Here is a 20,352-nt window from a genome sequence, read left to right on the forward strand (position 1 = left end):
AATGGGGAATAAAGAATTTGTAATAAGTTTATTTAACCTTTTAAATGAAAACTACAATTATGCAGTTCTTCGAAGTTTTGAAGAACTTCCAGAAAATTTTATAAGTCATGACGTTGATATTTTAATTGATAAAAAAGAATTTAACCTTTTAAAGAAGGATGTTTGTAAAATTATAAAATATTTTGATTACCGTTTATTAATGGTAAATACAAATGAAAGGTTTGTTACTTTTATTATAGCTAAACAAATTGGAGATGAACTAATATATTTGTACTTAGATTTTTTCTTTAATTATAGTTTATATGGCGTTAATTTAATTGATGCTCATGAGGTTTTAGAAAAGCGTCAATTTAATGGGAAAGTGTATCATGTAAATAAAGTATATGAATTTCTTGAAAAATTTCTTAATACGTCCTTGCTTAATCAAGGATACCCTTCAAAATATAGTGAATTATTAAATGAGATAAATGAAAATTATAGCTTAGAAGTTAATTCCAGGTTGAGTGCGTTATTCAATATTAAAGCTCTAAATATTGTGGATTGCGAAAAAAATTCAGGAAACTATTTGCTAAAAAAAGCATTTTTAAGAAATTTATTTTCCAACCCAATAAAGCAAGTAGCTTTTAGCACTAAGTTTTTATGTTATCATCTAAAGGGAAAGTTGAAGCCCAATGGTTTTTCATTTAGTATTACAGGGCCTGATGGTTCTGGAAAGACAACCATTTTAAATGGATTGGAAGATAAATTTTCTAAGGTTTATAGGGAGGTTGAATACAACCATTTTAGACCTACAGTAATACCTAGAATTGCAGAGTTGTTTAAAGAATCGGGGTTAAAAAAGGATGTAGATGTCAATTATGATAAGCCACATAGAGGAGAAAAAACAGGAATATTAAGCTCCGTTTTTAGAATATTTTATTACATCGCAGATTATATTATTGGCTATTATAAACTTGTTAAGCCCATTTTAGTTAGACGAGGTGTTGTGATTTTTGATCGTTATTTCACGGATATTATTAGTGATAGTAAAAGATCACAAATAAATTTAAATTATAAGGTACTGTTCTTTTTGAGAAGACTAGTTCCTAAAATGAATTATAATTTTATAATTTTTGTAGAGCCTAAAATTATATTAGAAAGAAAAAAAGAACTCACAAAAATACAAATTGAAGATATTTATGTGAAGCTAAATTATATTTGTAACAAGGATAATAATTATACACCTATTGAAAACAATAAAAATGTAGAGGTTGCAATAAATGAAATTATCAATTTCGTTTTATCTAATCAAAATAAAAAATATAATAAATTCTTTAAGTGAAAGAAAAATTAAAAATATTTGTTTCTGCCTATGCCTGTGAACCCAATTTAGGTTCCGAAATTGGTGTGGGTTGGAATTGGGTGTTGCAAATGTCTCAATATTTTGAGCTTTGGGTACTTACTCGTAAGAGTAATCAAGCATCCATAGAAGCATGGTTAGAAGAAAATCCAAGTTATAAAAATATTCATTTTATTTATTTTGATTTGCCATACTACCTTCGGTTTTGGAAAAAAGGAATGAGAGGGGTGAGGCTGTATTACAATATATGGCAATGGAGTACCAATACCATTGTAAAAAGAACCATGCAAGAACATCGTATTAAAATATTTCATCATCTAACCTATGGCAATGCTTTGTGGTCTGTAAGTAAATATGGAAAACAGCAGTTTTTTATATGGGGGCCAACTGGAGGAGTAGAAACAATTCCTTCTGAATTTTCAAAACATTATCATTTCAAAGGAAGATTGATTGAGTTTTTACGTAGAACCATTGTAAAAAGATTAAGATATAATAGAGGATTTAAAAAACGTTGTAAAAATGCCAACCTAATACTTTGTAAAACAGAGACCGCCTTTAAAAGCATCCCAGAACAGTTTAATAATAAAGCACAGATTTTCACTGATGTAGCAGTGGAAAAGATTGATATAAAATCCTACACTAATGCAGGGAATGAAAATAAAGATATTGTTTATTATGCAGGCGGGCGTTTAGACGCCTGGAGGGGTTTCGATATCTTAATTGAGGCATTTGCTAAAGCAACCCAAACAAAACCAAACATTAAATTAGAAATTATAGGGAAAGGCTCCGATAAAACTAGATTAGAAACTTTAATAGAAAAGTTAGAGATGCAGTCTTATATTACATTAAGTGGGCAGGTTTCTATGGAAAAATATTATCAAAAACTAGCGGATTGTGATGTGGTAGTAAATCCTTGTTTAAAAGAAGGGGCCGTTACCATAGCATTTGACTCAATGTCGTTTGGAAAACCATTAATTTGTATAGATACAGGTGGGTATACACGTTATTTCACTAATGAATATGCGGTTGTAATCCCTAAAACTAGCCGAGAAGAGCTAATTGCAAATTTGGCAAAAGGTATTCTACAAATGACCGGTACAGAAATAAGGAAAGATAAAGGACAGAAAGCAAAAGAAATTGGAGTACAATTTGATTGGAGTCATAAAGGAAAAGCTATTTCTGAATTGATAAATAGTCGTTACAAACAACATTCAAATTAATGAGTACTAAGTTGTTTTATATTTTAAAAGGCAATAATGGGGCTAATTATATTTTAAATACCAGCAGTTGGAAAAATATTGGTACCTCTTTACAATTTTATAGAGCAAGAACTTTAAAGGCGAGTATTTTAAAACAAGGATTGCATTGGTATTTGTTTTTTAAATGGATTTTGTTAAAAAAAAATCTTAAAAGTGCTATTGAAATTAACCAATACCTACAAAATATTTCTGCAACAAAAACTGCTTTTAATATAAATGAAGATTGCTCGGTGTTAATTTCCCCTACGCATGATAAAGTAATCGTACACCACCATCGTGAATACTTTCAAAAATTTGCATTTGGTAAAAGTTACCAAAACGTAAAAAAGGAAACTGTTATTTATGACTTGTTTACTAAAAATAAAAAGCATTTTCAGACATCAAACTATTATGATGTTGAACACAAAAAGGATGAATTGATTTCTTTTAAATTGTCGAATACTCATATTTCAACATCAATAAAAAAAACAACAAGCGAAGGTTTAACACTTGCTTTGGTTGAGTTTTTTAAGACGACTGATTCTGAAAAAAGCACGATAAAAACATATATTGAGTATTTACAAAGTGAATTGCAACAAGTACAGAATGTACAAACAAAAACTCAGGTACAAGTATTAGAAACAATTAAAACAAACTATGGAGAATTAGAGTTTCCATTAGGCTTAGTACATCGTGATTTTAAACCCTGGAATATTATCAGTTATTCAAAACCCGTAATTTTTGATTTTGAGGAAGCTGTATTAGATGGTCCGCCATTAGAAGATTTACTAAATTATTATATTGATCCTATAATTCGCTATAAAACAATTGGAGAAGTGTATAGAATAGCTTTAAATGAAGCACAAATATTAAACTACAAAAATTATTTACAACTATTAAATATAGAAATAGAATTTAACGTATTTCTTCACTTGCACCTGATTGAGAGAATCCTGTTTTGGAAGAACACAAATGAAGTTGAAACAGCAATGAGTTATAAAAAACTATCTAACCATTTAATGTTGCAAGAAAAGCTGTAATGAAAAAAATTATTTTTGTGCATTTGCTCAATGATTTTAGTGGTAGTCCTAAGGTATTATCTCAAGTAATTGAATCTGCTCAGAACAATGGTCGTGATATAGAATTATATACAGGAAAAAGTAGTTCTGGTTTTTTGTCCAATTTAACGAAGAAGCATCATTTCTATTTTTATAAAAGATTTGAAAACAAATATTTTACTTTAGTTACTTTTTTACTTTCACAAACAATATTGTTTTTTAAATTGTTAAAATATTTTAATAAGGATATTGTAATTTATGTAAATACAATGCTTCCATTTGGTGCAGGATTAGCGGGGTGGGTTATGAAAAAACCTGTGTATTACCATATACATGAAACTTATTTGAGTCCTACAAGTTTAAAATATTTTCTACGAAGTATTATTAAAATATCAACAACCAAAATTATTTTTGTTTCAGAATCTGTCAAAGAGTTGGAGTCTTTTCAAAACAAAGAACAACTTGTTATTTACAACTCTGTACCACAAGACTTTGTTATAAATGCAGATAAGAAAGATTATATAGACAAGAACAAATCAGGTTTTAATGTGTTAATGATTTCTTCCTTGAAAAGTTATAAAGGAGTAAATGAATTTATCGCTTTAGCACAATTATTACTTTCGAATTCTGATATCACTTTTACCTTAGTTTTAAATGCAGAAAAATCTGAAATAGATAATTATTTTTCAAATTTTAAATTTCCCTCAAATATTGCATTATTCCCTCAACAAAGTAATGTTTTTGAATTTTATGCAAAATCAAATTTGTTATTAAACCTTTCAAAAATTGATGAATGTGTGGAAACTTTTGGATTAACCATTATTGAGGCCATGAGTTTTGGAGTACCTGTAATTGTACCACCTGTTGGTGGCCCTACAGAAATTGTAAGGGAAGGGGTAGAAGGTTATTTAATTTCATCTTATAAAGTTGATGAGATTGCGCAAAAAATCATGAAACTTTCAAAAGATGAAAAGGAATATTTAAGGCTTTCTAAAAACGCAAAAAAGCGATCCTTAGATTTTAATGAGAATGTATTCCAAACAAAGATTTTAAAATTATTGAATGCTTAAAAAAGTAGCCATTATAGGTACTGTTGGCATTCCTGCCAAGTATGGAGGGTTTGAAACCCTAACAGAGTACTTAACAAAACATGTGGGAGATCGATTTGATATTACCGTGTTTTGTAGTAGCAAAACGTATAAAACAAAATTAAAAACACATAACAATGCCAAACTAAAGTACCTGCCCTTAAATGCAAATGGAGTACAAAGTATTTTGTATGATATCATTTCTATTTTTAAAGCCTTGTTTTTTGCAGATACCTTACTAATATTAGGGGTGTCGGGATGTATTGTACTTCCCTTTGTGAAATTAATTTCATCAAAAAAAACGATTGTAAATATTGATGGCTTAGAGTGGAAACGTGCAAAATGGGGCAAGGCAGCAAAATGGTTTTTGAAATATTCAGAAAAAGTAGCGGTAAAATATGCCCATACCGTGATTTCAGATAATAAGGTGATTCAAGATTATGTTTTAAAGGAATATGGTGTTCAAAGTGAATTGATAGCTTATGGTGCCGATCACTGTCAACATGAAATTCTTTCAAAACAAGTCCTTTCAAAATATCCTTTTTTAAATGAAAACTATGCATTTAAAGTCTGTAGAATTGAACCTGAGAATAAGTTAGATGTCATTTTAAAAGCATTTTCAGAATTTCCTGAATTAAATATTGTAATCGTTGGTAACTGGGGAAATAGCACCTATGGTATACAATTGAAGCAGCAATTTAGCACCTTTCCAAATATTTATTTGCTAAATCCTATCTACAATCAAATCGATTTAAATCAATTGAGATGCAATTGTTTGGTATATATACATGGACATAGTGCAGGAGGAACTAATCCTTCATTAGTAGAAGCTATGTTTTTGGGCTTACCAATAATAGCTTACGGAGTACCCTATAATAGAGAAACTACACAACATAAAGCCATGTTTTTTCATACTAGCAATGAGTTAGTTAAAATAATAACTTCTTTGGATGAAAAAGATTTAAAAAAGGTGTCCGAAGACATGAAGGATATTGCGAATAACAACTATATCTGGGAAGTGATAGCCAATAAATACGCTTTACTATTTTAATACACTAAAGTAAAATGGTATAAATGTCAAACTACCATTAATAGTACAATAAAATTATTATGCTACAAGAACTAATGTTAAACCTCAAGGTGATAAGCATACTTACACTCGTGAATTCGTTTTTACTGGTGTATTATATCATCCCAAAAATAAGCTGGGTAATTATAAGCAGAAATTTAAACGACACCCCTGACAGTCGAAGTTCTCATAGTATTTCGACCCCTACCATGGCAGGATTTTCGTTTTATATTACCTTAATTATGGTGATGTTTTTTATCCAGTATTTCGATACCGAAAACATTGGCCTTAATTTAATAGCAAGCAGTACCCTTATTTTTATGGTGGGTGTAAAAGATGATTTAGTAATGTCATCACCCCGCGCAAAATTAATAATGGAATCCTTGGCAACCATGTTTTTATTTTTTAATAGTGCGATGGAAGTAACCACTTTACATGGCTTTCTAGGGATTTATGAAATTCCTGAAATCATCGCCTATATTGGAAGTGTGCTGATAGCTATAACCATTATTAACGCCTATAACCTAATTGATGGAATCGATGGCTTAGCTGCTACGGTAGCCCTTGTAATTTTTAGCATTTTCGGATTAATGTTTTTTGTACTACATCAATACTTTTATTTTTTACTTTCCATAAGCTTAATAGGCATGTTATTAGCCTATTTAGTCTATAATTTTTCCAGTAAAAAGAAAATATTTATGGGAGATACGGGTTCCCTGCTCATCGGGTTTTGTATTGCTTTTTTAACGCTAAAGTTTATTGCGATAGATGTTTCAAATTATAATTTTTTCAGCTTTAAACCGGAAAATGGATTGATCTTCGTTGTAGCCATTTTATGCATTCCAATTTTTGACTTGTTTCGGGTTATTGGGGTGCGATTACTAAATGGGAACAGCCCTTTTTTTCCAGATCGAAATCATTCCCATCATATTTTAATCGATAATGGAATGTCACACTTTAAGGTCAGCATGTTACTGGGTTTTATAAATTATGCCATAGTTATTATAATAATCTGGTTATCCTCCATTTTTAACAGTGTAGTGATGATCTTTATTTTAATGATGGTATTCGGTTTGTTTTTGGTGGTTTTTGATGTATTAGGAAAGAGAATAAAAAAGAAGAAAATTAAATAGTTCTAATACAACTGTTTTACAACTAGCTAAACGCTTTATAGACTTGTTATTGTGAAAGTGTGACGACTTCAATAAGCTCTGAAAACATCCAAAAACACCAAGACTGCTTCACTCTGTTTGTAAAAGCCTACTTGTAAAAAAAGATAAAAACACTACTTTAAACAGCTTTTGCTTTGGGCTTAAATCAAAGTATATTTACAACCCCTTAAATATTAATCTATGAAAGTTAAATTTTTAGGACTTTTACTCCTCGTTTTTTTGCAGTCTTGTAAGACCAAAAAAGAAATGCTTTATATGCAAGACATCAATGCATATAACAATTCAGAAGTCAAGTTTACTAATCCAAGCCTACAGCCCAATGATATTTTAAAAATAACGGTGGGCGCTTTGGTGCCGGAAACGGCCATACCATATAATAGGATAAGCCAAACAATGGTTCAAACTAATAGCATTGAAATGATGCAACTGGAAGGGTATTTGGTGTCTTTAGAGCAAACCATTTCGTTTCCTATACTAGGAGAGGTTTCAGTGGCAAATAAAACGGTAGTCCAGCTGGAAACAGACTTAATTAACCGTTTAGAAACAGGTGGGCATTTGGTCAACCCCAGTGTAAATGTTCGGCTTTTAAATGCCAAAGTGACTATTTTAGGAGAAGTAAAAATACCCGGTACCTATACGTTTACCGAAAATAACATCAACCTCCTACAAGCCTTTGGTCTAGCAGGAGATTTAACCATTAATGGAGAACGAAACGACGTGCTTTTAATTAGAGAAATAGATGGTGTCCGAACCATTGCACATTTAGATTTAACCCAATCTAATTGGTTAGAAAGCCCCTATTATTTAATAAAACCCAACGATGTGATTATGGTCAATCCCAATGGAGCAAAAGTAAAAAGTGCAGGATTTTTTGGTAATTCATCAAGCTTTGTGGCTATTGCATCCTTACTATTAAGCAGCATCATATTAATTAATACCTTATGAAAGAACAACAGTCACCATATCTTATTATGGAAGAGGAAAATACCATCGATATAAAACAAGCAATTACAGAGTATTTGCGATATTGGCCCTGGTTTATACTAAGCCTAATGCTATGTGCCACAGCCAGTTTTTTATACCTGCGCTATACCGCTAAGGTATATGAAACTACGGCCAAGATAAAAATTTTAAACGAAGGCAAGGGTTTAAATTTACCCATGGACGAGTTGTTATTTAACAGCTCTAATGTCAACTTGGAAAATGAAATTGAAATTCTTAGTTCATACAGGATCTTAAAGAAAGTAGAAAAAGAGCTACAACTAAGTCATGTTTTTTATGAAGAAGGGAGCATTCAAACTTCACAACTAGATACCCTGCCCTTTAGCTATAGGCGAATTATTGGGGTTGATAGTGTATCTACAACAGGAAGTTTCAACATTAGCGTGACGCCAAGTGCCTTTGAAATTTATGATTTTAAAACAGATTCCACCACCCTGTTTGCAAACCATGACACCAATATAACCCAACATAGCCTACCCTTTCAAATAAAGATAGAAAACCCTGAAGAGCTTGCCTTGTGTATAGGCAAACAATATAATGTGCATATAAAAACGATAAAGAATGCCGTTCTTAATTTAAAGAGCTCCCTTGAGGTAAATTCTGTAGGTAAGAAGAGTGACATTGTAGAACTGCGTATGGAAGGAGAAAGTGCTTCAAGATCCGAAAAGATTCTCAATGCGATTCTCAATGCTTTTAATGAAGATGGAATCCAAGACCGCCAGCTAATCTCAAAACGTACCTTAGAATTTATTGATGATCGTTTTATTTTTTTATCGGAAGAGTTAGACTCCATAGAGTCGGATAAAAAAGATTTTAAACAAGAAAACAACTTGGTGTATATTGAGGCAGACACACAATTAAGCCTAAAAAAAGGAGCACAAGCAGATGACGAAGTCTTTCGCATCGAAAACCAGTTGGCCTTATCGCAATTACTAGAAGATGCCATCAATGACCCCAATACAAAAAGTAAGTTATTACCTGCTAATTTTGGTTTAGAGAGCAGTGCAATTAATACCTTAATCGAAACATACAATACCGCCCTACTCGACAATGAAAAACTAATCGGTAGTGGTGGCGTTAATAACCCAATCGTAAGACAATTACAGTTACAACTGCTTGATTTACGAGCAAACATAGACAGCTCTTTAAAAGTCTACAGGAATCAGCTACAACTTTCACAAAGGCAATTAGCCTCTCGGGATAAAAAATTTAAATCTGAAGTTTACAACTTGCCCCAGAAGGAAAAATTATTACGAGCGATTAATCGCCAGCAAAAAATTAAAGAAAGTCTGTTTTTATTATTACTTCAAAAAAGAGAAGAAGCATCTATTAGTTTGGCGGTCACAGAGCCTTCTGTTAAGGTGGTAGAATATGCCCTCTCTGGATCCTTACCCGTTTCACCCAAGCCTAAGATTATATATTTAGTAGCTCTTTTATTGGGCTTAATAATTCCTTTTGGAATTTTGTATGTGATGTTTCTTTTAGACAACAAAATACATGGTAAAGAAGATATCGAAAAATCAATATCTGATATTCCAGTGGTTGGAGAAATCCCTACAATTAAAGAAGGGACCAATACTATATTTAGCAATCCTAACGATCGTTCAATATTGGCAGAATCGTTTCGGATATTAAGTTCTAACACAAACTATATACTATCCTTTAAAGAAGAGGGTAAAGGAAGTGTGGTCTATTGTACTTCTAGCATTAAAGGGGAGGGTAAAACGTTTGTAAGCTTGAATTTATCTTTAGCATTATCGAGTTTAAATAAAAAAGTATTATTGATAGGTGCCGATTTAAGAAACCCTCAAGTACATAGTTATCTTGAAATAGATAAACATTTACCTGGTTTGTCCAATTACTTACACGATCCTAACTTTGAATGGAAAGGAGCTTTAATAAAAGGGTTTAGTGAGCACCCTGGTCACGACACTTTAATTTCTGGTGTAATTCCTCCTAACCCCCCAAATTTATTAACTAATGGACGTTTTGAAGTATTGTTAGAAGAAGCTAGGACACGATACGATTATATTATTGTAGATACGGCACCTACCATCTCGGTTACCGATACCCTTCTTATTTCTAAATTTGCAGACGCTACCATTTACATTACCCGAGCAAATTATACGGAAAAGATTTTACTAGAGCATGCCAATTCTTTAGCAAAGAATAAAAAGCTAAAGAATATGGGCTATGTTATTAATCGGGTAGGTATTAATAAAAGATCTAGGTATGGTTATAACTATGGGTATGGTTATGGCTATAGTGAGGATACATTTAAACGATCTTGGAAGGATAAAATATTTAATAAATAAAAAGAGTGTTATAAACAATACATAGTGCCGGGAGTTAGGTTTCTAAAAGTGAAGCCCTTTAATCATTAATCGCGATTTTATGTCGCTATTACTAATACTGTTGTATATGCAGAGTCAATAAATTAACAGCGTTACTAGTAATAAATAGCGTGTAATTACTTTAAATTATCACCTTTTATGTTTATGTTTAAAAAAAGTATTACTTTAGTCGATCATTATGCGATCCCAAATCGTTAAAATATTAACATGGGTACTCTTCCTCGGAACAAGTGCCAATATGCTTGCACAGCGTTCAAACGCTGGCTCAGGACCACCATCGCCTACTTCACAAAGAACTCCAGAATTACCATTAGATAAGAGTATTATTGTACTGATTTGTGCTGGATTAATCTTAGGGTGCTATGTAGCTTTTAAAAACATGAAGGCTAAAAGTAAGCTTGACTAAGCTTCTGCAAGTATTTTCCTATAACATCAAATTCTAAATTAACAAGTGTGCCTACATTAAAATCTTTAAAGTTTGTGTGTTCATACGTATAAGGTATAATAGCTACACTAAATTCGTTTTCCTTCGAATTAACAACTGTTAAACTAACTCCATTAACAGTAATCGATCCTTTTTCAATTGTTATGTTTTTATAATCATCATTATATTTAAAAGTATAATAATAACTGCCATCGGCTTCTTTTACTTCAATGCAAACTCCTGTTTGATCAACATGTCCTTGAACCAAGTGGCCATCTAGTCTATTTCCTAACACCATTGCGCGTTCTAAATTAACAATATCTCCTACTGAAACAGTATTCAAATTAGACTTATCAAGGGTTTCTTTAATAGCAGTTACCACATAACTTTCTGGCTTAATTTCAACAACAGTTAAACAAACACCATTATGTGAAACACTTTGATCTATCTTCAATTCTGAAAATATCTTACTTTTAATTTCGAGGTGTAAATTACCGTCATCATGAACTATACTGCTAATTTCTCCTATTGTTTCAATTATTCCTGTAAACATGTTTTCAATTAATTACATTTGTACTACAAAAATACAAATATTAAGAGTCACGGTCAAGCATGAATAAGCAAAGAAAAATAGTTGTTGGTATATCAATTGGAGATTTAAATGGAATTGGTAGTGAGGTTGTATTAAAAACATTTGAAGATTCAAGAATCTTAGAATTTTGCACTCCTGTCATATTTGCGTCAGGTAAATTAATTTCGGCGTATAAAAAACTATATAATATAAATTGTAATTTCAACGGAATAGATGATGTGAAGTCATTAATTCATCAAAAAATAAATGTTTTAAATGTTTGGAAAGAAAACGTTAGCATTGAACTTGGAACTGAAGATCCTGTAATGGGAGATTATGCAATTAAATCACTTAAGGCAGCGGTAAGTTCTTTGAAAAATGGAGAAATAGATGTTTTAGTTACAGCTCCTATTAATAAATCGAATGTTCAATCTGAATCTTTTAACTTTCCAGGACATACAGACTATTTAGCGCAAGAATTAGAAGGCAATAGCCTAATGTTAATGATATCTAATAGTTTAAGAGTTGGGCTATTAACCGATCATGTAGCGTTGAAAGATATAGCTTCACATATTACTACCGAACTAATTGAAAATAAAATTCAAACAATTCATGATTCATTAATTAAAGATTTCGGAATTATAAAGCCTAAGATAGCTGTATTAGGAATCAATCCTCATAATGGTGACAATGGAGTTATTGGTGATGAAGATGATACAATTATGATCCCTACTCTAGAAAAAATACGTACTAAAGGAAAATTGGTGTATGGGCCTTACGCTGCAGATAGTTTTTTTGGATCTAGAAATTATAAACAGTTTGATGCAGTCATCGCTTCTTATCATGACCAAGGATTAATTCCATTTAAAACATTATCGTTTGGAAATGGGGTAAATTATACAGCAGGATTAAATAAAATCAGAACCTCTCCAGATCATGGTACTGCTTTTGATCTTGCAGGAAAAAACTTAGCCAATCACGAATCCTTTAGAGAAGCCGTTTACAAAGCAATTGAGATATTTAAAAAGAGAAATGAGTACAGCGAAATCTCCGAAAACCCTTTAAAAGTTTCTATACCTAATATAGGTGCTAAAAGGAATTGGCAAAATTAAAATGACAATATTCATCATTTAGCATCAAGTTGACTGTTTTGCAAATCAACAATCCTTAATGCGATAGAAAGTTCATGTAATTTTATAACATGAATAGGATGGAATTATGATATTGATGTAGCTTTTGAAATGATTTATATCTCAATATTCTTTTTGAATGACTTATAATACTGAGTTAGCAAGGATTTAATTTATTCAAAAAAAGAATTGCTAAAACTAATTTGCTATTCAAATAATTTTTTATCTTTGCACCCGCCTTAATTGTAAGGCTATTACGTTAAACAGGCGTGTGATTATGAAGGAATTGAAAGAATTTACTCTCCCATTTGCGGGTTTAAAGGTAGGTGAACACGAGTTTGACTATAATATAAGTAAATCGTTCTTTGAGAATTTAGAGTATGAAGATTATAATGACGTAGACATTAAACTCGATGTACTTCTTGAAAAAAAATCAACTTTATTAGAGTTTACACTTTCTTATTCAGGAAATGTAAATGTAAATTGTGATATTACAAATGAGCCTTATAACCAAGAATTATCTGGAAAATATCACTTTGTAGTAAAGTTTGGAGATTCATTTGATAATGAGAATGAAGATTTATTAATAATACCACATGGTAGTTATGAAGTAAATATTCAGCAATATATATATGAGTCTATAGTTTTGGCAATGCCATCAAGAAGAATCCATCCAGGAATTGAAGACGGAACATTAAATTCAGATATACTTGCTAAACTCGAAGAATTGCGCCCAAAACAAAGTAATGAAGATACTGAGTCTAAAGGCAATAAAACGGACCCAAGATGGGACACATTAAAGAATCTATTAACGGACAAATAATATAAGTAATGGCACATCCTAAAAGAAAAATCTCAAGAACTAGAAGAGATAAAAGAAGAACTCATTACAAGGCGACAACCCCACAAATTGCTACAGACCCTACTACAGGTGAGTCTCATTTGTATCACAGGGCTCACTGGCATGAAGGTAAATTATACTATCGTGGTCAAATTGTAATTGATGCAGTAGAAGAAGTAGAAGCATAGGTTTTTATGATTTTTAAAAATATAAACTCTCACAGAAATGTGAGAGTTTTTTATTTTTAACTTTCTTTAAATAGAAAAACTACTTACTTTGTACTTGTTTTTGATGAATTATTAGTATTTTTCATCACTTTTGGGGGCGTTCCCCTCATTTTGTAGATTTTAATTCAAGTTTATGAGTAAAATTACAGCAGCGATTACAGCTGTAGGAGGATATGTTCCTGATTTCGTACTTACCAACCAAATTTTGGAATCAATGGTAGATACTAATGATGAATGGATAACAGCGCGAACTGGTATTAAGGAACGTCGAATATTAAAAGATAAAGATAAAGGTACTTCCTTTCTTGCAATTCAGGCAGCTAAAGATCTATTGACTAAGAGTAAAGTAGATCCAGCCGAGATAGACATGGTTATCATGGCTACAACTACTCCAGATATGCCTGTTGCAGTTACTGGAGCTTATGTAGCTACAGAAATTGGAGCAATAAATGCATTTTCATACGATTTAATGGCAGCCTGTTCAAGTTTCTTGTTTGGCATGTCTACAGCCGCAAAATATATAGAGTCGGGTCGTTATAAAAAAGTACTCTTAATTGGCGCAGATAAAATGTCCTCTATAATAGATTACACTGATAGATCAACTTGTATTATTTTTGGCGACGGAGCTGGTGCTGCCCTTTTTGAACCTAATCATGAGGGCTATGGAGTTCAAGATGAATATTTAAGAACAGATGGTGGTGGAAGACCTCATCTTAAAATAGATGCGGGTGGCTCCTTATTGCCTCCATCACACGAAACAATTGATAATAAACAACATTTTGTTTACCAGGACGGAAGAACTGTTTTTAAATTTGCCGTTTCTAATATGGCAGATGTGAGTGAAAAAATATTAGAGCGCAACAATATTACAGGTGATGATATTGCCTGGTTAGTTCCGCATCAAGCAAATAACAGAATTATTGAGGCAACATCTAGAAGAATGGAACTTCCAGATGAAAAAGTGATGAAGAATATTCATAAGTATGGAAACACAACTTCAGCAACACTTCCATTATGTCTTTATGACTATGAAAAAGTATTAAAAAAAGGAGACAAAATAGTTTTTGCTGCTTTTGGAGGAGGATTTACTTGGGGATCAATATACCTTACATGGGCATACGATTCAGAATAACAACAACAATTAAGAATTAAACTAACTGATATGAATATTAAAGACATCCAAAATTTAATCAAGTTTGTGGCAAGATCTGGTGCCACTGAAGTAAAACTTGAAATGGAAGATATAAAAATCACCATTAGAACTGGAGATAACCACGGAAAAACGGACACAACTTATATACAACAAGTACCTGCTATGGGAGCTTTACAGCCTCAAGCTATGGTACCGCATGTAGATGTTGCTGCTGATAAACCATTAGAAACAGAAGCTGATGAAGATGCTAAATATGTAACCATTAAGTCTCCAATCATTGGGACATTTTACAGAAAATCATCTCCAGATAAACCTGCTTTTGTTGAGGTAGGAGATACCATAAAAGACGGTGATGTTTTATGTGTCATTGAAGCAATGAAACTTTTTAATGAAATTGAAAGTGAAATTTCAGGTAAAATAATAAAAGTATTAGTTGATGATGCTTCTCCAGTAGAATTTGATCAACCATTATTTTTAGTAGATCCATCATAAATTATCAAACCCCAAATCCCAAAATTCAATTACTAATTATAGTAATTGATGATTAAGGTTTGAAAATTTTTAAAGTATGTTTAAAAAAATATTAATAGCAAATAGAGGAGAAATTGCACTAAGGATTATTCGAACTTGTAAAGAGATGGGAATTAAATCTGTCGCAGTGTACTCAAAAGCAGACGAAGAAAGTTTACATGTTCGTTTTGCAGACGAAGCTGTTTGTATTGGACCTGCAGCGAGTAGTGAGAGTTATTTAAAAATCTCGAACATTATTGCCGCAGCAGAAATTACCAATGCAGACGCTATTCATCCTGGATATGGATTTCTATCAGAGAATGCCAAATTTTCGAAAATATGTGATGAACACAATATTAAGTTTATTGGAGCTTCGCCAGACATGATCGATAGAATGGGAGATAAGGCCATGGCAAAAACTACCATGATTGAAGCTGGAGTTCCTTGTGTTCCTGGAAGTGAAGGAGTGATTCCTGATTTTGAAACTTGTATAAAAGTTGCAAAGAAAACAGGTTACCCGGTAATGTTGAAAGCTAGTGCAGGTGGTGGTGGTAAGGGAATGAGAGCTGTATGGAAAGCAGATGAACTTCAAGATGCATGGGAATCGGCAAGGCAAGAAAGTAAAGCAGCTTTTGGAAATGATGACATGTACATGGAGAAGTTAATTGAAAAACCACGTCATATTGAAATTCAAATTGTTGGTGATAGTACCGGAAGAGCATGCCATTTAAGTGAAAGAGATTGTTCTATCCAAAGACGTCATCAGAAACTTACAGAAGAGACTCCAAGCCCTTTTATGACCGATAAATTGAGAAAGGACATGGGTAAGGCTGCAGTAAAAGCCTCCGAATACATAAAATATGAAGGTGCAGGTACCGTAGAATTTTTGGTAGATAAGAATCGTAATTTCTATTTTATGGAAATGAATACTCGAATTCAGGTGGAACATCCTATTACCGAGCAAGTGATCGATTTTGACTTAATCCGTGAACAAATTCTAGTGGCTGCAGGTGTGCCAATCTCTGGAAAAAACTATACGCCAAAATTACATTCAATAGAATGTCGTATCAATGCTGAAGATCCATATAACAACTTCCGCCCGTCACCCGGGAAGATAACAGTTTTACATGCTCCAGGCGGTCATGGAATACGTTTAGACACTCATGTCTATGCTGGCTATACGATTCCACCTAATTATGATTCTATGATTGCAAAATTAATCACAACCGCACAATCTCGTGAGGAAGCGATTAATAAAATGAAACGTGCACTAGACGAATTTGTTATCGAAGGAATAAAAACTACCATTCCTTTTCATAGACAATTAATGAATGACCCTAGATATATTTCTGGAAATTATACTACCGCATTTATGGATGATTTTGTAATGGATGATCCAGTAGAAGATGAAGAATAAAAATTAGAAACTCCGAATGTAAATGATTCGGAGTTTTTTTTTGGCGTTACTTTCTTTCAGAAAAACTTCAAGAAGGTCGGGCTTTCCACTATATCTTTTTTTACTTCTCGATACATTATGCTAAAGCATAATACTCGAAAAGACAAAAAGGATGCCGTTTTAATCCCTAACGCATTTTACATCATGTAAACAATATTTTACTATTTTTCACTTTCTATAGATACTAACAAATAAAAATTATCAAAAAACTCTTTCGTTTCATTTTTAAAACACTCCTCTGGTTTATACTATTAAGTATTGCTTGGGTTTTAGCATATAAGTATATCTCTGTAAGTTATACTCCCTTAATGGTTATACAAAAGGTTAAATCAAACAAGGCCTACGATATAAAACATGAATGGAAAAACATAGAAGATATTTCTAAAGTATTACAATTGGCTGTAATTTGTTCAGAAGACCAAAACTTTATGAAGCATCGAGGTTTTGATGTAGATGCAATTAAAAAAGCCTATTTAAATAATAGCGAAGGAAAAAAATTAAAAGGAGCAAGTACTATCTCACAACAAACTGCAAAGAATGTTTTTTTATGGCCTCAACGAAGTTGGTTGCGTAAGGGATTCGAATCTTGGTTTACCTTTTTAATAGAGACTTTTTGGAGTAAAGAGCGTATCTTAGAGGTATATTTAAATAGTATCGAAATGGGGGAAGGAGTTTTTGGTGCGGAAGCTGCTTCACAATATTGGTTTAACACTAAAGCTAAGAATCTCTCGAAAAATCAGGCAGCTGCAATTGCTGCAATTTTGCCAAACCCAATACGATTTAAAGCAAACCCTCAATCAAATTATATTTCAAAAAGAAAAAAATGGATACTTCAGCAAATGAGAAACTATGGGCCTTTCACATTAAAAGAAACAGATGAAAGCAAAAGAGATTAAAGAGAAATTATTAGAACATTGTTTTTTATGGATTGTGGAAAGACATCAACGTATAAATAAGACGGTATCAAATATTAAAATAGCATTAGAGGAAGAGTCTAAAAGTAGCGCGGGCGATAAACATGAAACGGGAAGAGCCATGCTTCAAATTGAAAGGGAAAATGCAGGTCATCAATTAAAGGAAATTGAAAAAGTGGAGCAATCTCTTAAGCGAGTGCAAATTAACAAACCTTCTGGATTTATACATTTAGGAAGTCTAGTGACTACGACTCAAGCAACGTATTTTTTAAGCATTTCTGCTGGAAAATTTAGTCTTCAGAAAAAAGATTATTTCTGTATCGCTCCTAATGCTCCTATAGGAATTCTCTTACTAGGAAAACAAAAAGGGGATTTCTTTGTGTTTCATAATGATAAAATAGAAGTTGTAGCTATTGAATAAAAACCCTATTAATTAGTTGCATCATATACTTCAATGTATAATATCATAGCTATATGGTTGGCAACCTTAAAAGCATTTTCATTATCTTGTGAAACATATACTTCTATATGTTTATTGGTGCGGTAAAAAAGATTTATTTTTTAATCTCACCTATTATATTTTCAGGCAATACTTTAAAGCCCATATTATATAAAGTAAACCCAAAAATATCTGCATATTGTTCAATAGTTTTTGAAACTGGAGTTCCAGCTCCGTGACCTGCATCTGTTTCAATTCTAATTAATGTTGGATTTTTCCCAGATTGTTTTGATTGCAATTCGGCAGCAAACTTAAAACTATGGGCTGGTACTACACGGTCATCATGATCTCCTGTGGTAACTAAAGTCGCTGGATATTCAACACCTTTTTTTATGTTGTGCAAAGGAGAATACCCCTTTAAATAATCAAACATTTCTTTGTTGTCTTCCGAAGTTCCATAATCATACGCCCAACCTGCACCTGCAGTAAATGTATGATATCGTAACATGTCTAAAACTCCTACGGCAGGTAGTGCTACTTTTATTAAATCGGGACGTTGCGTCATGGTTGCACCTACTAAAAGACCTCCATTAGAACCTCCTCGAATTGCTAAAAAGTCACTAGAAGTATATTTATTTTCAATTAAATATTCAGCTGCAGCAATAAAATCATCAAACACATTTTGCTTTTTTAATTTGGTGCCCGCTTTGTGCCATTCTTTTCCGTATTCTCCACCACCACGCAGATTAGGCACTGCATAAATGCCACCTTGTTCCATCCAAACAGCATTGGTAATACTAAATCCTGGAGTAAGGGAAATATTAAAACCTCCATAGCCATAAAGAATCGTTGGATTATTACCGTCTAGTTGTATCCCTTTTTTATGAGTGATAATCATAGGTACTTTTGTTCCATCTTTTGAACTATAAAATACTTGAACGCTTACATAATTATCTGAATTAAAATCTATGTTGGATTTTTTATATAAGTTTGAAGTCCCTTTCTCAATATCATATTTATAAATACTTCCAGGTGTCACGTAATTTGTGAAAGAATAATACACTTCGGAATCTTCTTTTTTTCCATAATTTCCACCAACACTTCCTACACCTGGTAATTTTACTTCTCTTATTAATTTTCCATCATAGTCATATTGTAGCACTTTAGATACTGCATCTACCATGTATTCAGTAAAAAAACTTCCTCCTGCTTTGGATGCAGATAAAACATGTTCTGTTTCTGGGATAAAATCAACCCAGTTTTCTGGTCTAGGGTCTGATGCATCTGCCGTAACAATTTTTTTATTTGGGGCATTTAAATTAGTAACAATAAATAATTTTGAACCTACATTCTCAATAATATAGGAATCACTGTCAGTATGATTTAAAAGGGGGATAAATTCACTGTTTTCTTTTGAAAGATCTTTTAAAAATATTTTGTTTCCCGAAGTAGATACACTTGCGCTTACCATTAAATAACGATTATCTTCACTAAGATATCCTCCAACATATCTATGTTTTTCTGAATCAGTTCCACCATAAATAAGTAGATCCTCTTTTTGAGAAGTTCCTAATTGATGGTAATATAACTTGTGTTGATCTGTTTTTTCAGAAAGCTCACTTCCTTTAGGTTTATCGTAACTAGAGTAGTAAAAGCCGTCGTTTTTCTTCCAAGAAAGGCCACTAAATTTTATATCTACTAAAGTATCTTCTATGATTGTTTTAGTTTCAGTATTCATTATCAATACTTTCCTCCAATCACTTCCTCCTTCAGAAATACTATAAGCTGCAATTTTACCGTTTTCAGAAAAGCTCATATTTCCTAAGGAAATAGTGCCTTCTTTATTAAAAGTATTAGGGTCTAAAAAGATTTCTGCCGTAGCGGAATCATCGGCCGTTTTATAACGATAAATCACATATTGATTTTGAAGACCGTTATTTTTGTAAAAATAAGTATAATCACCTTCCTTAAATGGAGCGCCTACTTTTTCGTAATTCCAAAGAGCAGAAAGACGTTCTTTCAATTCATTTCGAAAAGGGATATTATCCAAATAACCAAAAGTGGTTTCATTTTGAGATTTTACCCAATTTTCAGTTTCTTTACTTCTATCATCTTCAAGCCAACGATAAGGATCTTTAACTTCGGTGCCAAAATAATTTGTAACAGTATCTGCTTTTTTTGTTAATGGATATTTCACTTGAGTGGTTGGTATTTGCGCTTTTATATTAGAGGAATTAAATAGAAATACACATAAAAGGGATGGAATAATCTTTTTCATAATAAGCAACTCTATTAAATTGTAAAAATACTATTTTTTTAAATGTATGATTTTGTAAAATTAACACAAATAAAAGAGCCTCTATTTAG

General features: G+C 32.2%; 19 protein-coding genes. 17 read left to right on the forward strand and 2 right to left on the reverse strand.

Annotation, left to right across the window (positions count from 1 at the left end; translation table 11 throughout):
- Nucleotide 1 precedes the first annotated feature (1 nt).
- The 9 genes from ABXT64_RS06565 to ABXT64_RS06605 all read left to right on the forward strand — a co-directional run bounded on the left by ABXT64_RS06565 (nt 2) and on the right by ABXT64_RS06605 (nt 10,726).
- Complete coding sequence (locus ABXT64_RS06565; protein ID WP_443632137.1) at nt 2-1,321, forward strand: hypothetical protein; 1,320 nt, start codon at nt 2-4, stop codon at nt 1,319-1,321.
- A complete protein-coding gene (locus ABXT64_RS06570) occupies nt 1,318-2,559 on the forward strand; it encodes a glycosyltransferase (protein WP_443632138.1) in 1,242 nt (413 codons plus the stop codon). The genes ABXT64_RS06565 and ABXT64_RS06570 overlap by 4 nt, the downstream gene beginning before the upstream one ends.
- Entirely contained in the window at nt 2,559-3,617 is a 1,059-nt protein-coding gene (locus tag ABXT64_RS06575) for a phosphotransferase (protein WP_443632139.1), read from the forward strand. The genes ABXT64_RS06570 and ABXT64_RS06575 overlap by 1 nt, the downstream gene beginning before the upstream one ends.
- On the forward strand, nt 3,617-4,705 hold the full coding sequence (locus tag ABXT64_RS06580) for a glycosyltransferase family 4 protein (RefSeq protein ID WP_443632140.1): 1,089 nt from the start codon (nt 3,617-3,619) through the stop codon (nt 4,703-4,705). The genes ABXT64_RS06575 and ABXT64_RS06580 overlap by 1 nt, the downstream gene beginning before the upstream one ends.
- On the forward strand, nt 4,698-5,774 hold the full coding sequence (locus ABXT64_RS06585; protein WP_443632141.1) for a DUF1972 domain-containing protein: 1,077 nt from the start codon (nt 4,698-4,700) through the stop codon (nt 5,772-5,774). Before ABXT64_RS06580 ends, ABXT64_RS06585 begins: the two co-directional genes overlap by 8 nt.
- A 59-nt stretch (nt 5,775-5,833) precedes the next feature.
- Nucleotides 5,834-6,925, forward strand: coding sequence for an MraY family glycosyltransferase (locus tag ABXT64_RS06590; protein WP_443632142.1), 1,092 nt, complete (start codon nt 5,834-5,836; stop codon nt 6,923-6,925).
- A gap of 219 nt (nt 6,926-7,144) precedes the next feature.
- Nucleotides 7,145-7,909, forward strand: a complete 765-nt coding sequence (locus tag ABXT64_RS06595; protein WP_443632143.1) for a polysaccharide biosynthesis/export family protein — start codon at nt 7,145-7,147, stop codon at nt 7,907-7,909.
- A complete protein-coding gene (locus ABXT64_RS06600) occupies nt 7,906-10,281 on the forward strand; it encodes a GumC family protein (RefSeq protein ID WP_443632144.1) in 2,376 nt (791 codons plus the stop codon). Before ABXT64_RS06595 ends, ABXT64_RS06600 begins: the two co-directional genes overlap by 4 nt.
- A gap of 217 nt (nt 10,282-10,498) precedes the next feature.
- A complete protein-coding gene (locus ABXT64_RS06605; RefSeq protein ID WP_443632145.1) occupies nt 10,499-10,726 on the forward strand; it encodes a hypothetical protein in 228 nt (75 codons plus the stop codon).
- On the opposite strand, the gene ABXT64_RS06610 is transcribed toward ABXT64_RS06605, so the two are convergent.
- On the reverse strand, nt 10,707-11,297 hold the full coding sequence (locus ABXT64_RS06610) for a riboflavin synthase (RefSeq protein WP_443632146.1): 591 nt from the start codon (nt 11,295-11,297) through the stop codon (nt 10,707-10,709). The genes ABXT64_RS06605 and ABXT64_RS06610 overlap by 20 nt on opposite strands.
- Before the next feature lie 59 nt (nt 11,298-11,356).
- Between ABXT64_RS06610 and pdxA the strand changes: the two genes are divergently transcribed.
- From pdxA to ABXT64_RS06650, 8 genes are all read left to right on the forward strand, one after another.
- On the forward strand, nt 11,357-12,427 hold the full coding sequence (gene pdxA / locus ABXT64_RS06615; protein WP_443632147.1) for a 4-hydroxythreonine-4-phosphate dehydrogenase PdxA: 1,071 nt from the start codon (nt 11,357-11,359) through the stop codon (nt 12,425-12,427).
- Between the two features lie 295 nt (nt 12,428-12,722).
- On the forward strand, nt 12,723-13,268 hold the full coding sequence (locus tag ABXT64_RS06620) for a YceD family protein (RefSeq protein WP_443632148.1): 546 nt from the start codon (nt 12,723-12,725) through the stop codon (nt 13,266-13,268).
- Nucleotides 13,269-13,276: 8 nt separating this feature from the next.
- Nucleotides 13,277-13,474: a 50S ribosomal protein L32 gene (gene rpmF / locus ABXT64_RS06625; protein WP_443632149.1), complete on the forward strand. Its 198-nt coding sequence runs from the start codon at nt 13,277-13,279 to the stop codon at nt 13,472-13,474.
- Nucleotides 13,475-13,646: 172 nt separating this feature from the next.
- On the forward strand, nt 13,647-14,645 hold the full coding sequence (locus ABXT64_RS06630) for a beta-ketoacyl-ACP synthase III (RefSeq protein ID WP_443632150.1): 999 nt from the start codon (nt 13,647-13,649) through the stop codon (nt 14,643-14,645).
- 30 nt (nt 14,646-14,675) lie between these two features.
- Nucleotides 14,676-15,158: an acetyl-CoA carboxylase biotin carboxyl carrier protein gene (gene accB / locus ABXT64_RS06635; RefSeq protein WP_443632151.1), complete on the forward strand. Its 483-nt coding sequence runs from the start codon at nt 14,676-14,678 to the stop codon at nt 15,156-15,158.
- Between the two features lie 76 nt (nt 15,159-15,234).
- The gene (gene accC / locus ABXT64_RS06640; protein ID WP_443632152.1) at nt 15,235-16,593 is read left to right on the forward strand and encodes an acetyl-CoA carboxylase biotin carboxylase subunit; all 1,359 of its coding nucleotides are present in this window, start codon (nt 15,235-15,237) and stop codon (nt 16,591-16,593) included.
- A 236-nt stretch (nt 16,594-16,829) separates the two neighbouring features.
- Complete coding sequence (gene mtgA / locus ABXT64_RS06645) at nt 16,830-17,528, forward strand: monofunctional biosynthetic peptidoglycan transglycosylase (RefSeq protein WP_443634930.1); 699 nt, start codon at nt 16,830-16,832, stop codon at nt 17,526-17,528.
- A complete protein-coding gene (locus ABXT64_RS06650) occupies nt 17,509-17,967 on the forward strand; it encodes a 3-oxoacyl-ACP synthase (RefSeq protein ID WP_443632153.1) in 459 nt (152 codons plus the stop codon). Before mtgA ends, ABXT64_RS06650 begins: the two co-directional genes overlap by 20 nt.
- 133 nt (nt 17,968-18,100) lie before the next feature.
- On the opposite strand, the gene ABXT64_RS06655 is transcribed toward ABXT64_RS06650, so the two are convergent.
- On the reverse strand, nt 18,101-20,263 hold the full coding sequence (locus tag ABXT64_RS06655; protein ID WP_443632154.1) for a prolyl oligopeptidase family serine peptidase: 2,163 nt from the start codon (nt 20,261-20,263) through the stop codon (nt 18,101-18,103).
- Between the last annotated feature and the right edge of the window lie 89 nt (nt 20,264-20,352).

Origin of the sequence: Candidatus Marifrigoribacter sp. Uisw_064, assembly GCF_047730175.1 — a bacterium.
Taxonomy (GTDB): Bacteria; Bacteroidota; Bacteroidia; order Flavobacteriales; family Flavobacteriaceae; genus Marifrigoribacter.

Coding starts and splice junctions, on each gene's coding strand:
- ABXT64_RS06590 (WP_443632142.1), top strand. CDS start 5,834: ATGCTACAAGAACTAATGTTAAACCTCAAGGTGATAAGCATACTTACA.
- accB (WP_443632151.1), top strand. CDS start 14,676: ATGAATATTAAAGACATCCAAAATTTAATCAAGTTTGTGGCAAGATCT.
- ABXT64_RS06605 (WP_443632145.1), top strand. CDS start 10,499: ATGCGATCCCAAATCGTTAAAATATTAACATGGGTACTCTTCCTCGGA.
- ABXT64_RS06610 (WP_443632146.1), bottom strand. CDS start 11,297: ATGTTTACAGGAATAATTGAAACAATAGGAGAAATTAGCAGTATAGTT.
- ABXT64_RS06595 (WP_443632143.1), top strand. CDS start 7,145: ATGAAAGTTAAATTTTTAGGACTTTTACTCCTCGTTTTTTTGCAGTCT.
- rpmF (WP_443632149.1), top strand. CDS start 13,277: ATGGCACATCCTAAAAGAAAAATCTCAAGAACTAGAAGAGATAAAAGA.
- ABXT64_RS06600 (WP_443632144.1), top strand. CDS start 7,906: ATGAAAGAACAACAGTCACCATATCTTATTATGGAAGAGGAAAATACC.
- accC (WP_443632152.1), top strand. CDS start 15,235: ATGTTTAAAAAAATATTAATAGCAAATAGAGGAGAAATTGCACTAAGG.
- ABXT64_RS06630 (WP_443632150.1), top strand. CDS start 13,647: ATGAGTAAAATTACAGCAGCGATTACAGCTGTAGGAGGATATGTTCCT.
- ABXT64_RS06620 (WP_443632148.1), top strand. CDS start 12,723: ATGAAGGAATTGAAAGAATTTACTCTCCCATTTGCGGGTTTAAAGGTA.
- ABXT64_RS06650 (WP_443632153.1), top strand. CDS start 17,509: ATGAAAGCAAAAGAGATTAAAGAGAAATTATTAGAACATTGTTTTTTA.
- ABXT64_RS06585 (WP_443632141.1), top strand. CDS start 4,698: ATGCTTAAAAAAGTAGCCATTATAGGTACTGTTGGCATTCCTGCCAAG.
- ABXT64_RS06580 (WP_443632140.1), top strand. CDS start 3,617: ATGAAAAAAATTATTTTTGTGCATTTGCTCAATGATTTTAGTGGTAGT.
- ABXT64_RS06565 (WP_443632137.1), top strand. CDS start 2: ATGGGGAATAAAGAATTTGTAATAAGTTTATTTAACCTTTTAAATGAA.
- ABXT64_RS06575 (WP_443632139.1), top strand. CDS start 2,559: ATGAGTACTAAGTTGTTTTATATTTTAAAAGGCAATAATGGGGCTAAT.
- pdxA (WP_443632147.1), top strand. CDS start 11,357: ATGAATAAGCAAAGAAAAATAGTTGTTGGTATATCAATTGGAGATTTA.
- ABXT64_RS06655 (WP_443632154.1), bottom strand. CDS start 20,263: ATGAAAAAGATTATTCCATCCCTTTTATGTGTATTTCTATTTAATTCC.